Source organism: Neobacillus bataviensis (assembly GCF_019969725.1).
In genome coordinates, this window is the sequence record NZ_JAHXYW010000020.1 from 47,211 (window position 1) to 60,933 (window position 13,723).

The 13,723-nt window shown below is 39.8% G+C and carries 15 protein-coding genes; 9 read left to right on the top strand and 6 right to left on the bottom strand.

From position 1 onward, the window contains the following. Positions 1-19: 19 nt before the first annotated feature. Positions 20-1,501 carry a sodium/proline symporter PutP gene (putP, locus tag LC455_RS28490; protein WP_223596137.1) on the bottom strand — a complete coding sequence of 494 codons (1,482 nt, stop codon included), beginning with the start codon at positions 1,499-1,501 and terminating at the stop codon, positions 20-22. A gap of 223 nt (positions 1,502-1,724) precedes the next feature. Between putP and LC455_RS28495 the strand changes: the two genes are divergently transcribed. Then, on the top strand, positions 1,725-2,276 hold the full coding sequence (locus LC455_RS28495; protein WP_223596139.1) for a thioredoxin family protein: 552 nt from the start codon (positions 1,725-1,727) through the stop codon (positions 2,274-2,276). A gap of 38 nt (positions 2,277-2,314) precedes the next feature. Here the strand turns inward: LC455_RS28495 and plsY are convergent, their stop codons facing one another. After that, positions 2,315-2,935 carry a glycerol-3-phosphate 1-O-acyltransferase PlsY gene (plsY, locus tag LC455_RS28500; RefSeq protein ID WP_223596141.1) on the bottom strand — a complete coding sequence of 207 codons (621 nt, stop codon included), beginning with the start codon at positions 2,933-2,935 and terminating at the stop codon, positions 2,315-2,317. Between the two features lie 101 nt (positions 2,936-3,036). Between plsY and LC455_RS28505 the strand changes: the two genes are divergently transcribed. The 4 genes from LC455_RS28505 (at position 3,037) to LC455_RS28520 (ending at position 7,438) form a co-directional block, all read left to right on the top strand. Continuing rightward, a complete protein-coding gene (locus LC455_RS28505; protein WP_223596143.1) occupies positions 3,037-3,687 on the top strand; it encodes a pentapeptide repeat-containing protein in 651 nt (216 codons plus the stop codon). Between the two features lie 291 nt (positions 3,688-3,978). Continuing rightward, on the top strand, positions 3,979-4,920 hold the full coding sequence (locus tag LC455_RS28510) for a diacylglycerol kinase (RefSeq protein ID WP_223596165.1): 942 nt from the start codon (positions 3,979-3,981) through the stop codon (positions 4,918-4,920). A gap of 445 nt (positions 4,921-5,365) precedes the next feature. Then, positions 5,366-5,911: a cysteine hydrolase family protein gene (locus tag LC455_RS28515; RefSeq protein WP_223596145.1), complete on the top strand. Its 546-nt coding sequence runs from the start codon at positions 5,366-5,368 to the stop codon at positions 5,909-5,911. A 63-nt stretch (positions 5,912-5,974) separates the two neighbouring features. Then, positions 5,975-7,438 (top strand): nicotinate phosphoribosyltransferase, encoded by a 1,464-nt coding sequence (locus LC455_RS28520; RefSeq protein WP_223596147.1) that lies wholly within the window; start codon positions 5,975-5,977, stop codon positions 7,436-7,438. A gap of 67 nt (positions 7,439-7,505) precedes the next feature. On the opposite strand, the gene LC455_RS28525 is transcribed toward LC455_RS28520, so the two are convergent. The 3 genes from LC455_RS28525 to cidR form a co-directional block, all read right to left on the bottom strand. Beyond that, positions 7,506-7,877 (bottom strand): hypothetical protein, encoded by a 372-nt coding sequence (locus LC455_RS28525; RefSeq protein WP_223596149.1) that lies wholly within the window; start codon positions 7,875-7,877, stop codon positions 7,506-7,508. Between the two features lie 13 nt (positions 7,878-7,890). Then, complete coding sequence (locus LC455_RS28530) at positions 7,891-8,409, bottom strand: acyl-CoA thioesterase (protein ID WP_223596151.1); 519 nt, start codon at positions 8,407-8,409, stop codon at positions 7,891-7,893. A gap of 217 nt (positions 8,410-8,626) precedes the next feature. Continuing rightward, positions 8,627-9,523, bottom strand: coding sequence for a cidABC operon transcriptional activator CidR (gene cidR, locus LC455_RS28535; RefSeq protein ID WP_223596152.1), 897 nt, complete (start codon positions 9,521-9,523; stop codon positions 8,627-8,629). 178 nt (positions 9,524-9,701) lie between these two features. Between cidR and LC455_RS28540 the strand changes: the two genes are divergently transcribed. Genes LC455_RS28540 through LC455_RS28550 form a run of 3 tightly spaced genes read left to right on the top strand, consistent with a single transcriptional unit; the run spans position 9,702 to position 11,271 of the window. Further along, positions 9,702-10,388, top strand: coding sequence for a helix-turn-helix transcriptional regulator (locus tag LC455_RS28540; RefSeq protein ID WP_223596154.1), 687 nt, complete (start codon positions 9,702-9,704; stop codon positions 10,386-10,388). A 24-nt stretch (positions 10,389-10,412) separates the two neighbouring features. After that, positions 10,413-11,051 carry a GTP cyclohydrolase I FolE gene (gene folE / locus LC455_RS28545; protein WP_223596156.1) on the top strand — a complete coding sequence of 213 codons (639 nt, stop codon included), beginning with the start codon at positions 10,413-10,415 and terminating at the stop codon, positions 11,049-11,051. A 13-nt stretch (positions 11,052-11,064) separates the two neighbouring features. After that, positions 11,065-11,271, top strand: coding sequence for a CDGSH iron-sulfur domain-containing protein (locus tag LC455_RS28550; RefSeq protein WP_223596158.1), 207 nt, complete (start codon positions 11,065-11,067; stop codon positions 11,269-11,271). Between the two features lie 32 nt (positions 11,272-11,303). Here the strand turns inward: LC455_RS28550 and LC455_RS28555 are convergent, their stop codons facing one another. Then, positions 11,304-12,026, bottom strand: coding sequence for a hypothetical protein (locus LC455_RS28555; protein WP_223596159.1), 723 nt, complete (start codon positions 12,024-12,026; stop codon positions 11,304-11,306). 184 nt (positions 12,027-12,210) lie between these two features. Between LC455_RS28555 and rlmD the strand changes: the two genes are divergently transcribed. Continuing rightward, on the top strand, positions 12,211-13,590 hold the full coding sequence (gene rlmD / locus LC455_RS28560) for a 23S rRNA (uracil(1939)-C(5))-methyltransferase RlmD (RefSeq protein WP_223596161.1): 1,380 nt from the start codon (positions 12,211-12,213) through the stop codon (positions 13,588-13,590). Positions 13,591-13,723 lie beyond the last annotated feature (133 nt).

The following is a 13,723-nucleotide window of genomic DNA, read 5'->3' on the forward strand; positions in this document are numbered from 1 at the left end:
CCGAGCGTTTTTCGATTTATTAAGAAGCATCATTTAGTAAGCGGACGCTTTCATCAAATTCTTTTTCGATCTCTTCATTCTTTTTATACGTAACTAAGCTGACAACAACAGATACAACAAAGTTAAGGACGAAGCCTGGTACGATTTCATAAAGAGTATCGCCAAGTCCAACGTTTTTCCAAACGATAACGGTAACTGCACCGACGATCATTCCGAAAAGAGCGCCCCATTTGTTCATCTTTTTCCAGAATAAGCTTAATAAAATGATTGGACCGAAGGAAGCCCCAAACCCTGCCCAAGCATAGGCAACAAGGCTTAAAATCGTGCTGTTTTGCTTAAAGGCAAGCGCACCAGCAACAACAGACACAAGGAGTACAGCCATTCTTCCTAAGAAAACAAGGCGTTTATCACTAGCGTTTTTGTTCATGACTACTTTGTATAAATCCTCAACCAATGCACTTGAAGTTACGATTAACTGAGAAGAAATCGTACTCATAATGGCGGCAAGAATGGCTGCCAAGGCAAAACCAGCGAAAAGCGGGTGGAAGAAAATCTGACTTAAAGAAATGAATACTGCTTCCGGATTATCTAGTTTATGAGCAGTATTATTATGGAAATAAGCAAGACCAATTAATCCAGTAAAGATCGTCCCAATTAAAGAAATAATCATCCAGCTCATTCCAATACGGCGCGCACTCTTCGTTTCCTTGATCGTTTTAATCGCCATAAAGCGGACAACGATATGCGGCTGCCCAAAGTATCCAAGACCCCAAGCCATCGCCGATACAATTCCGATAAATGTAGTGCCTTTAAACCAGTCAAGCTTTGTTGCGTCAATTGCACGAATGGTATCAAACGTTTCAGTTGGTCCTCCAGTAATGAAAATACCGATTGCAGGGACTAAGAATAAGGCAATCAACATCATTAATCCTTGGATGAAATCGGTATAACTTACTGCCAGGAAACCCCCAAATAAGGTGTAGGCAATAGTAACGCCGCCAACGATATAAAGACCTGTCAGATAGTCTGTACCAAATGAACTCTGGAAGAACACCGCTCCAGAAACCAGCCCCGAAGAAACATAGAAAGTAAAGAAAACAAGAATAACGATACCAGATACAATACGGAGCATGTTTGATTTATCTTTAAAGCGGTTTTCAAGGTAACTAGGAATGGTAATAGAATCATTCGCCACTTGCGTGTAAGAACGTAATCGAGGTGCTACTAGTACCCAGTTAAGATAAGCGCCAATCGTTAAACCAATAGCAATCCAAGCACTCGCTAAACCAGTTACATAAACGCCGCCTGGCAGTCCCATTAAGAGCCAGCCGCTCATATCGGCAGCACCGGCACTCAAAGCTGTAACTGCAGGACCTAATGACCTTCCCCCAAGCATGTAATCTGTAAGATTACTAGTTCTTCGATAAGAATACCAACCGATGAAAAGCATACCTGCTAAGTAGATTCCAATCGACACTAATTGAAGTGTTTCATGAGACATCTCTTTTCCCCCTTTGTTATATTGGAAATTATTTTAAATAATATTCCTTATATATAAAATATTCTACCAACTTATGATAACGATTTCTACTGTATATTTATTACTTTTTTGAAATAGGGAATAATGCTCTTAGAATAGCTTTGGATAGGCTGTAAGCAGTTCCGTTGTAAGGAGTACGAGGAATGACTATTATAAAAGTAAATGTATAGGGGGTATTTACCAAATGGAATTAAATGAATGGTTTCAAAAAGGAATGACACTGGATGAGTATACCAATTCTATGACTCGAAATAAAGAGGAAATGCTTTCGATTTATGAGCGATTTACGTTAACTGCTGAAGATCAGCAGAGACTCGAGGCAATAAAATCTCAGGAGCTGAGGGCAATTGTTTTAACAGAGGATTGGTGCGGGGATGCTTTACTAAATAACCCCATTTTAATGAGGATTTCTGAGGCTGCGGCTATGGAAGTGAGGTTTGTCCTGCGCGATCAGAATCTTGAACTGATGGATCAATATTTAACCAACGGCACCTCTAGAGCGATCCCGATTTTTATTTTTATCAATCAAGAAGGTACAGAAGTCGGAGTTTGGGGTCCGAGGGCGCCTGAAATGCAGGCTTTAGTAGAAGAGGGACGCGCCTCCCTTCCCGAAAAAGATGCCCCTGATTTTCAAGAGAAGCAAATGGAATTGTACAAGCGCCTGGGCAAAGCTTATCAAACAGATTCCTCAATTTGGCAGACTGTGGCAAATAGTATAATTAGTACTCTTTTATAAAAAAATCCCCGGTAGAAATTTTTCTGCCAGGGATTTTTTTACAATTTAATGTTCTTAGGGGGAATGCGGTCATTCGCTAAATTTTTATCATTAATTTTTGGCTCGATTCCTAAGATGAAATTTCGGATGTTTGAACGGTGGAGGAAAATTAAAAAGAAAGTGAATAATAGAAAGATAAGTTCAAATTCAAGATTGGGTGAAAGAAAAGCATATAAGAGCATACTGAGGCCAACAGAAATAGAGCCAAGAAACACATACTTCGTTAAAAAGATGACGAAAAAGAATGTAATATAAGCGATTACTAACAAAGGGATATTAGCAATCAGAAGTGCCCCAGCAGTTGTAGCGATGGCCTTTCCGCCTCTAAAACTGGCGAAAATCGGAAAGCAATGGCCGATGACGGCAGCCAGTCCGAAGTAAAGAGGTTCAGCATCAAGGTTGAAAAAAATAGGAAGTGATGCGGCCATTGCGCCTTTGCCAAGGTCAAAAATCAGAACAAATATGGCCGATTTTTTACCAAGTACCCTCAGCGTGTTGGTTGCACCGGGATTTTTGCTGCCATGATCCCGGATGTCGACCCCAAAAACCAATTTGCCGATAATGAGGGCAGTCGGAATGCTTCCAATTAAATAGGACATAAGAAGCAGCAGCCAAAACATAAGAATCTCCCCCATCTAAGAATTTCTGTTTCTAATAGCATTCTATCATAATTAAATGGTATTATTTTGTAGAAATAACACTATTCTGAATTAAAAAGAGGATGAACGATTTGAGTCGGAAACAAAAAATTTTACAGCCTATTATTCCTAATGAGTTAATGCCAATGAATTTTGAGGATCGGGATGATACATATGTTTCAATGGCATTGATAAGTGATTGTTCCATTATAGGAGAAGAAATTGAAAGATTAAAGTTTGAACAAGTGGTATTTCAGAATGTTACGTTCATTGATGTCTCATTTCGCTACGTTGAACTAATTGATGTTATTTTTGAAAGATGCGATTTATCCAATTCTAATTTTGGTGATGCCAGTATTCATCGAGTCGAGTTTAAAGAATCCAAACTCGTTGGCCTGAATCTTTCAGATGCTACACTCCGCAATGTCTCATTTAGCCATTGCAATGCCAACCTTTGCTCATTTGGTTACGGTGATTTAAAACAAGTGAAATTTGATACATGCTCCCTCCGTCATGCTGACTTTTATGAAGCGAAATTTCACCTTGTTGATTTTAAAGAAAGTGATTTATATGAAGTGAATTTTACTGGAGCCGCACTTAAAGGGATAGATTTTAGCAGCTGCACCTTAAATCAGCTCATTTTATCGCCTGAAAGTTTAGACGGATGCATTGTAACTTCTGAACAGGCTATTGGCTTTGCCAAGTTGCTGCTGGGATTGATAATTAAAGAATGACTCAATAGAACCGTGCGGAAACTATCGTGCGGTTTTTAATTTTTAAAAAATTAGTGCGGGGGTTCAGCAGGAATGGTCGCGGGGATAATATTGGTGCCGAGTGAATATTAATATCGCAGGTGCCTATCGTTTTGTTAATTTAAATACGAATCAGTAGATTTTTGCATTTCGAAAAAAAAACGTTATGATAGGAGATGGACGTTTGGCATTACAATTTAATTGTAAGCCTTGATAATAATTGGTAGAATATAGAAAACCAATTGTGATTTCAAAAAATAGGATGATGAAATGATGAAAAGAGCAAGACTGATTTATAATCCTACTTCAGGACGCGAAATGATAAAGCGCCATCTTCCGGAAATTCTTGAAAAGTTAGAAGTTGCAGGATACGAGGCATCATGTCATGCGACGACTGGTGCGGGGGATGCGACAAATGCAGCAAAAATTGCCGTTGAGCGAAAGTATGATGTCGTGATTGCAGCAGGCGGGGATGGCACAATCCATGAGGTGGTAAACGGTTTAGCCGAGCAGGAGTATCGTCCGAAATTGGGAATTATTCCAGCTGGAACAACGAATGATTTCGCCAGGGCTTTGCATATTCCCAGGGATGTTTCCAGTGCTGTGAATATTATCACAAAAGGGGAATTGATTCCTGTCGATATTGGACGTATCAATGAAAAATATTTTATTAATATTGCAGGCGGCGGCAAAATGACCGAACTTACATATGAGGTGCCAAGCAAATTAAAAACGATGCTGGGCCAGCTTGCCTACTATTTAAAAGGGATGGAAATGCTTCCTTCGATTAAAGCTTCCGATCTTAAGATTGAGTATGATGGTAAGCTTTTTGAAGGAGAGGCGATGATGTTTCTTGTTGGTTTGACTAACTCCATTGGCGGGTTTGAAAAACTAGCACCTGACGCTTCCATTAATGATGGGTTGTTTTCTCTATTAATTTTGAAAAAAGTTAATTTGGCTGAGTTTATCAGGATTGCGACGCTAGCAATTCGCGGTGAACACGTGAATGACCCGAACGTTATTTACACGCAGGCCAACCGAATCAAAGTCTATTCTTCTGAAAAAGTGCAGTTAAATTTAGACGGTGAATTTGGCGGCTTACTGCCGGCAGAGTTTGAGAACCTTTACCGTCATTTAGAGGTATTCGTACCACTCGAGAATATCCGCCCGCTTGACCGGCCGAAGGATTGGGTCTCTGGACAAAGATATAGTTAACAAAAGTTCGTTCCTGCGGGAGCGGACTTTTTTGTTTGTAATAAGCATTCTTTCCTGTAACAGATTAGCGAAGGGGATTGTGGTAAAGGGGTCTACGTGACCATAAAGGGTAAGGAAAGGGAAATTGGGTAACGTAGAGGAGGTCTATGTGACCGGAAAGAGTAAGGAAGAACGAAAAAGGTAACGTAGAGGAGGTCTATGTGACCGAAGAGAGTAAGGAAGAACGAAAAAGGTAACGTAGAGGAAGTCTATTTGACCGAAGAGAGTAAGGAAGAGTGAAAAAGGTAACATAGAGGAGGTAAGCGTGACCAAAAGGAGTCAAGAAAAGAAACCGAATAACGTAAAAGAAGGTTACACATTCAGAAATAATAAAGATGAAAGGAAATTCGATTTATTTCACGAATAAACTCTATAATGAAGAATGAATTTGGATGGGGCGAAGGATATGAAAGCATTAATCAATATCGATTACACGTATGACTTTGTAGCCGATGCTGGGGCACTAACATGCGGTAAGCCTGGGCAGGCGATAGAGGGAAGAATCACCCGGCTGACAAAAGAGTTTATTGAGAGCGGAGATTACGTGGTGTTTGCCATCGATGTCCATGATCAAGGAGATGAATTCCATCCCGAAACGAGGTTGTTTCCGCCGCATAATCTTAGAGGAACGGCCGGCCGTGCCCTATTTGGCGAACTTCAAGAGGCTTATGATCAGAATAAACACCGTGAAAATGTTACCTATATGGATAAGACCAGATACTCTGCTTTTGCCGGAACAGACCTGGATATCAAATTGCGCGAGCGAGGAATTACAGAGGTTCACTTAGTTGGCGTGTGTACCGATATTTGCGTTCTTCATACCGCGGTAGATGCCTATAATAAGGGCTTCAAGATAGTGGTGTACAAAGATGCTGTGGCGTCCTTTAATCCAGCCGGCCATGAATGGGCGCTCGGCCATTTTGAACAAACCCTTGGTGCTATGGTGAAATAGACTTTTTAGTGTTATTATTGGATATAATGTTGAAAAGCTGTAATAGTATCCGGAGGTCTAGTTATGAAACACTTTTATCATGATGATAGTTTAACTCTGCATACCGATCTATACCAGATTAATATGGCAGAAACATATTGGAGAGATGGAATCCATAATAAACGATCGGTCTTCGAACTATTTTTCCGCAAGCTTCCTTTTGGGAACGGCTACGCTGTTTTTGCGGGTTTAGAAAAAATCATTCAGTTTATCCAGAACTTTCGATTTAGCGAAGACGACCTGGAATATTTAAAAAATGAAGTAGGCTACCATGAAGATTTCTTAGACTATCTGAAAAATATGCGTTTTACCGGAACCATTCGCTCGTTAATAGAAGGGGAACTTGTCTTTGGCAATGAGCCGATTATTCGCGTAGATGCCCCGCTCGCAGAAGCGCAGCTGGTTGAAACAGCGCTGCTTAACATTGTGAATTACCAAACATTGATTGCCACAAAAGCTTCGAGAATTAAGCAGGTTGTCGGCGATGAAGTAGCGATGGAATTTGGGACTAGACGGGCACAGGAAATGGATGCTGCAGTTTGGGGAACAAGAGCAGCGTATCTTGCAGGATTTGAAGCCACAAGTAATGTACGTGCGGGGAAAATGTTTGGAATTCCTGTAGCTGGTACACATGCCCATTCAATGGTTCAGGCCTATAAGGATGAATATACAGCCTTTAAGAAATATGCCGAAACACATAAGGACTGCGTTTTTCTAGTTGATACATATGATACCTTGCGACTGGGAGTGCCTAATGCTATTAAGGTAGCTAAAGAAATGGGTGACAAAATCAATTTTCTTGGCATTCGTCTTGATAGCGGTGACCTTGCTTATCTTTCAAAGGAAGCACGTAAACTGCTCGATGAGGCAGGCTTTAAGGATGCAAAAATTTATGCCTCCAGCGATTTGGATGAGCTTACCATAGTGAGTTTAAAAGGACAGGGGGCCAAAATAGACAGCTGGGGAATCGGGACAAAGCTTATTACGGCCTACGACCAAGCTGCCTTAGGTGCGGTTTATAAAATTGTTGCGATTGAGGACGAAAACGGCAAGATGGAAGATACCATTAAAATCTCTTCCAACCCTGTTAAAGTAACGACTCCGGGAATGAAGAAAATCTACCGGATTATCAATAATAAGAACAACCATGCAGAAGGGGATTATATCGCGATGGAGGATGAAAAGCTGCCGGAAAAACGTCTGCGCATGTTCCATCCAACCCATACGTATATGAATAAAGTGGTAACCAACTTTACCGCAAAAGAGCTTCATGAAGATATTTTTGTAAACGGCGAGCTGGTTTTTGAAATACCTTGTTTGGAGGAGTCCCGCGCTTATCTTAAACAAAATCTTAATGCGCTCTGGGATGAGTACAAGCGGACAATGAATCCGGAGGAATACCCAGTCGACTTAAGCCAAAAATGCTGGGACAACAAGATGAAGAATATTGAAGAAGTAAAAGAAAAAGTTGCAGCTATGAAGGAATAGGTTGAAAAAGGACTGTTGCGAAGTTTCGACAAGCAGTCCTTTTTAGATTGGCTTTGTTAAAGATTTTTTATCTAATACTAGAGGCTCCAACTAGTGATTCAGGAGTATTCCCAAGTGCTAAAAGGCTGATTTTTGCATACCCAATACCTTTAAATTTATCGAAAAATTGTTTCAGTACTTCGGAATCAGCATCATTTATTACTCTTTGTAATTCCTTTTTATATAAACGGAGTACTGAGCCATAGACAAAATTGGGGGAATATTGACCAGGATCTTCATCCATTATTAAACATCCCATGTAATGATATTTAAATTGGAATGCACGGGTAAGATTAACCACTTCCAACAGTTTTTCAAAAAGGTTTGGATAGTCTTTTTTTAGGTTCTCGATGCTTTCTTTGGCTGCTTTTAATTCTTCTATATTAGATAAAGTAATCATAGATGCTCCTCCTTTATTTATCCCAAGGTTTTTCTATTGAAATATACGCTGCTAATTCTTTACTCTTTTGTCTTCTTAATTTACGGATTTCCGCCCTTTCCTTACCAGTTTGGTAAAGAAACTTTTCTTCTTCCGTTTCTGGAATGATACTTGGAACGATTACAGGCTGTTTATTCTCATCCAAGGCTACAAAAGTCAAAAATGCGGTAGCAGCAATGCGGCGTTCGCCAGTCATGATATCCTCAGCAATAACCTTACAAAAAATTTCCATTGAGGTTTTTCCTGTATAAGTTACAAAAGATTCAACACAAACAGAATCCGTTTGATGAATAGGGCATAAAAAATCGATTGAGTCTGTTGAGGCCGTCACGCATTCTTTCACTCTCGAATGACGGCGGGCTGATAATGTCGCGGCATCGTCTAGTTTTTTCATCAAAACGCCACCAAACAATGTATTGTAGTTATTTAAATCGCAGGATAATACTTGAGCTGTATTAACAATGCGGCTTTCTTTTACTTTTTTTGCTTTCATTGGTTGCATCCTTTCATGCTTGGATTTTAGTAAGTAAAAACTATATCCACGTTATTAAAAGGTTTTTCTTGTCTGAAACAAGTGTAAGCCGCATTGGAACATTAGTAAAATGGTTATATTTCATCAATCCTATAGCTTTTATCTATGTAAATGCTTTCATCTATGCAATGTATATATAGGTGGAAAGTAAAAAAACAGTTCACAAAAATGAACTGTTTTAATCGTTTTGATAACAAATTGAAAGCTGGTCTTTCGTAAACTGCAGCCATTCTTTTGCGGCATAGGAGAAATATTGATTTTTCCCCCAGATGATCCCAAGGTTCCAACTAATAGCCGGGTTTACAACTCTTACTGACCTAACATGTTTATTTAAATGATGGCAAATACTTTCAGGTAAGAGCGAAACGCCAAATTTGCTTGCAACCATTTCTTCAATAAAAGAGCGCTGAGAACTTTCCGAAATAATGTGTGGATTAAAGCCGGCACTATTACATGCAAAAATGATCCGATCGTTAAGGACAAAATCCTTGTTAAACAATATTAACGATTCATTTGCTAGTTCCGCTAAATTGATTTCTTCTTTCTCAGCTAAAGGGTGTGAAGCATGCACGATAAGTTTTAGGTTTTCTTCCATAAAAGAAAAATGCTCAAATAACTCATTCTTAGTTGGAAGAACCACTACACCGACATCCAGAAGATTCTTTTCAACATTTTCCTCTATTTTTTTGGAACCCTCCTCAACCAATTGGAAGGTAATCCCTGGGTACCTTTCATGAAAACTGCCCACGATTTTAAGGAAATGGTGAGCATCAAAAATAGGCGGCAGACCGATCCGAATATGCCCTTTTTTCAGTCCTGTAAGGTTGTCTAATTCCATTTCTAAATTTTTAAATGCTTTGTCAATAAGCTTTGCTTGCTCTAAAATGATGCGCCCTGCATCCGTTAAGGTTAATTGCTTTCGAGACCGATCAAAAAGAGCGACTCCCAGTTCCGTTTCCAAGTTCTTAATCATCTTACTAATGGTAGGCTGAGTAATAAATAAATGATTTGCGGCACGTGAGAAACTATTATAATTCGAAACTTCAATAAAATATTGTAAATGTTTAATATCCAATTTTGCGGCACACCTTCTTGTGTTTATTGTTAACGCATCTTTAAAAAATGGTACTATTTTGCCTAATCATTAGATTGGGCTATTTTAATTCGATTAATCAACTTTATCAATAAAAAACTTGAACTATTATTTGAATTCATGAATATATTTTTAAAAAGAACAGCGGGGAGGGGAATTTTTGAGTTTCCAAGCCGAACATTTATCAGAACCAAGGCAGAGGATTATTCATGTCATAAAAAGTAATGGGGCAGCTTCCATGAGTGAAATAGCGTCCGTATTGGACATTACTGGAGAGGGCGTACGCCAGCACCTTCTGCAATTAGAGAGGGATGGCTGGATCAGCCGTTTTGCAGAAAAAACTAATGGAATTGGGCGTCCACATATCCGCTATCGTTTAACCACAGCAGGAGAGCATCTTTTTGAAAAAAATTACGATCACCTCACGATTGAAGTTCTCGATACAATGGTCAATCATCTTGGAGAAACAGCGCTTAAACAGGTGCTTTCCGCGATGATTGAAGAAAGGGTTCGTGAATGGGAACCGAAGTTGGCAGGGTTAACCACCCTCGAAAGATTAAACGCACTAAAGGATTTTTATATGAAAAACGACTTTTATATGGAGGTCGTCCAAACGGGTAAAGAATATTATCTAATTGAGCGAAATTGTCCTTTTCACAATGTGGCCTTAAAGCGGCCCATCCTTTGCAGTGTTACGGTATCTGTTCTTACCCATTTACTTGGATGTAACGTAAATAGAGTACAGCGCCTTCAGAATGGGGACGGCTGTTGCGCTTTTCATGTACAAATAAATGAACCTGTTGATGGTGATACACCGCTTATCATCATAGAGGATGAAAAGTCCTAATCATAACAAAGGAATGGTGTGGAAATGACTCGAGAACAATTGCTTAAATTGAGTGAGAAATTCCCCAAATTATTTACTCCTTTAGTGGAAGATACGAATGAATATATCTTGGAGGCTCATAGAATTACTAACGCTATAAGAGAATTAATTAAACTTTGCGGCGATGACCCTGATCGAGATGGATTGCAGGAAACACCATTTAGAGTGCTTAAAGCATTCCTGGAATACACAGAAGGGTATCAAGAGGACCCAAGGCTTCACCTGGAAAAGACGTTTGATATTCAGCAAAAGGGCCTGATTTTAATTAAGGATATCGAGTTTTATTCAATGTGTGAACATCACTTTGCACCGTTTTATGGTGTGGCCCATGTAGGCTACATCCCGAGAGAAAAAATTACAGGGTTATCTAAGATAGCCCGCATGGTGGATGGGTATGCAAAACGATTCCAGGTGCAAGAGAGACTGACAACCCAAATTGCCGTAGCTATGGATGAGATTTTGGAGCCAAAAGGGACGATTGTCATCATTGAAGCGAAACACATGTGTATGTGCAGCAGGGGAGCGAAAAAATCAGATGCCTTGACAACGACTACCAGCATCTCGGGGATTTTTCAAGAACGGGCTGACCTGAGGGCTGAATTTCTTTCATTAATAAAAAGTTAGGAGACTGATAGAAATGGAAAATCAAATTAAAATCTCGGACAATGGTCCACTTGCCGTAACCGGTGACTTCCAATTAATCGATGCGGAAGGAAATGAATTTCCTAAAAAGACAAAAGTGTATTTATGCCGCTGCGGTCTTTCGGCTAAAAAGCCTTTTTGTGACGGATCCCATAAGAAAGGTGGGTTTGAAAGCAGTCCAAGGGCTGGGGATGGAAAGTAAATCTACTAAAAAAAGGCGCCAATTGGCGTCTTTTAGTTTTTAGAGAGGCGGATAAGAGCTAAAAACTCTTGCTCTGGTTTCATTTCTTTTGTCCCTTTCGAGGACCGAAGATATATCATTTCGTCTTTTCTATATTGGATGTAAACTTCGAAGGATCCAAAGGTTATTTTGCTTTCATATTTATCGGATGGCACTTTTTCATTTGTGTCATAAGCATCATTAATAATTTGGACAATCGCTTTTATTTCATTTGGATCTGTTACTGTAATACATTCAGATTTTAGAGAATCAGCATGAATACAAATGCTTTTTGGTACTTGATCAATCCAGGGCGATGCATGAAAAATAGGATTTTTGTCAAAGATTACTTCTGTCTGGTTTTCATGTTGATTATAGCCAGCGCCTAAAGTCAATTCACCGTCAAATCCTTTTTTGGTCCATCTTGAGTAAAATCCACTCCAATCATCGTCTGGGTCGTCATTATCAAGTGCTGAATACATAAATGCTTTATTCCAACCGTGCTTAGGTAGTTGTTTTTCATAAAATGCATATACTTCCCGCCAATGGTCTTCTTCCATTACATAATCATTTCTAGTCGGTTCTAATCCTGGAAATAAAGGGATGTCTTTATGGTGCTCAGGAATGATGGACATGCCTTCATAGGTATCATCAGTCACTTTTTGATAGCTGTACCATCCGGACAAAGACACAACGAAAGTTAGGCTGAGAATTAGCCAGTATTTTTTATTTTTCAAGCGAATCTCCCCCAATATTGCCCTTTATTATACAAGGTTAACATATTTTTCCTAAGTAAGGGTCGTGAACTTAGGAACTATTTCTGCTTTGGCGAAAATAGTTTGCTATTACTGGCTCATTTCGTATTTCTGCTCATTCTGTGATACAATTCATCTAGTCAAAACGGAGCAAAGGAAGAAACGAATGAGCAGAACATTGCCAGTAAATAAAAATGAATACATAGACGTAGTTTTTGAAGATTTAACCCATGACGGGGCAGGAGTGGCCAAGGTAGAGGGATATCCGATTTTTGTGCCGAACGGGCTGCCAGGTGAAAAAGCAAAAGTAAAGGTTATCAAGGCCAATAAAGGTTACGGTTTTGGACGTTTAATTGAGCTTTATGAAAAGAGTCCGTATCGGGTTGATATACCAAACAATGAAAAGCACAAATATGGAGGCTGCCAGCTTGAGCATATTAGCTATAAGGGTCAGCTTCAATATAAGGAAAATCAAGTTCGTCAGGTATTGACGCGTATTGGGAAACTCGAAGATGTTATCGTCCACCCGATTATTGGGATGGACAACCCTTTGCAGTACCGGAACAAAGCCCAGGTGCCAGTCGGGGAAAAAGACGGCAAATTGATAGCCGGATTTTTTAAGCCAAGGAGTCATGAAATTGTTGATATGGATGAAAGTGTGATCCAGCTTCCGGAAGTGAACGAAGCGGTACAGGCCGTGAAGGGAATCTGCAGCAAGCTTGGCATTCCCGCTTATCAGGAGGAATCGCATAAAGGTGTACTAAGGCACATTATGGCGAGATACGGAAAACAAACTGGTGAACTGATGGTTGTGATAATTACAAAGACTTCAGAAATACCTCATCAGAAAAAGCTGGTGGAGGAAATTATCGCCCGCCTGCCAAAAGTTAAGTCGATTGTCCATAACGTCAATTCCAAACGGACAAACGTTATTTTAGGGGAAAAGACGACTGTCCTATGGGGGAATGAAGTAATCTATGACTTTATTGGCGACGTGAAGTTTGCGATTTCTGCGCTATCCTTTTACCAAGTAAATCCCGTTCAGACGAAGGTCCTTTACGATAAGGCACTTGAATACGCAAATTTAACTGGAGATGAAAATGTTATTGATGCTTATTGTGGAATCGGTACGATTTCATTATTTTTAGCACAAAAGGCGAAAAAGGTTTTCGGAGTTGAGGTTGTTCCAGAGGCAATTGAGGACTCCAAACGGAATGCGGAATTGAATGGGATTAAGAATGCGGAGTTTGCGGCCGGGGAAGCGGAGGTTGTGATTCCAAAGTGGTATAAGGAGGGCAATGTGGCCGATGTACTCGTTGTCGATCCGCCGCGCAAAGGCTGCGATGAGGCATTACTACGGACGATAATTGATATGAAGCCTAAAAAGGTTGTTTATGTATCCTGTAACCCGGCAACATTGGCGAGGGATTTAAGAATTTTGGAAGACGGTGGCTATACTACCATAGAAGTACAGCCAGTGGATATGTTTCCGATGACCACACATGTGGAGTGTATCTCGCAACTCATTTTAAAGAAAGGCAACTAACCCAATTAAACTGTACCCGATAGAGTAGACACTAAAAAAAGGTCTGCCCTATCGGGTACTTTTATGTATAATGAATAAAAAATGTGGGAATCGGAGAATAATTTTATGTCAAAAAAACTCTTCAACGATAAAG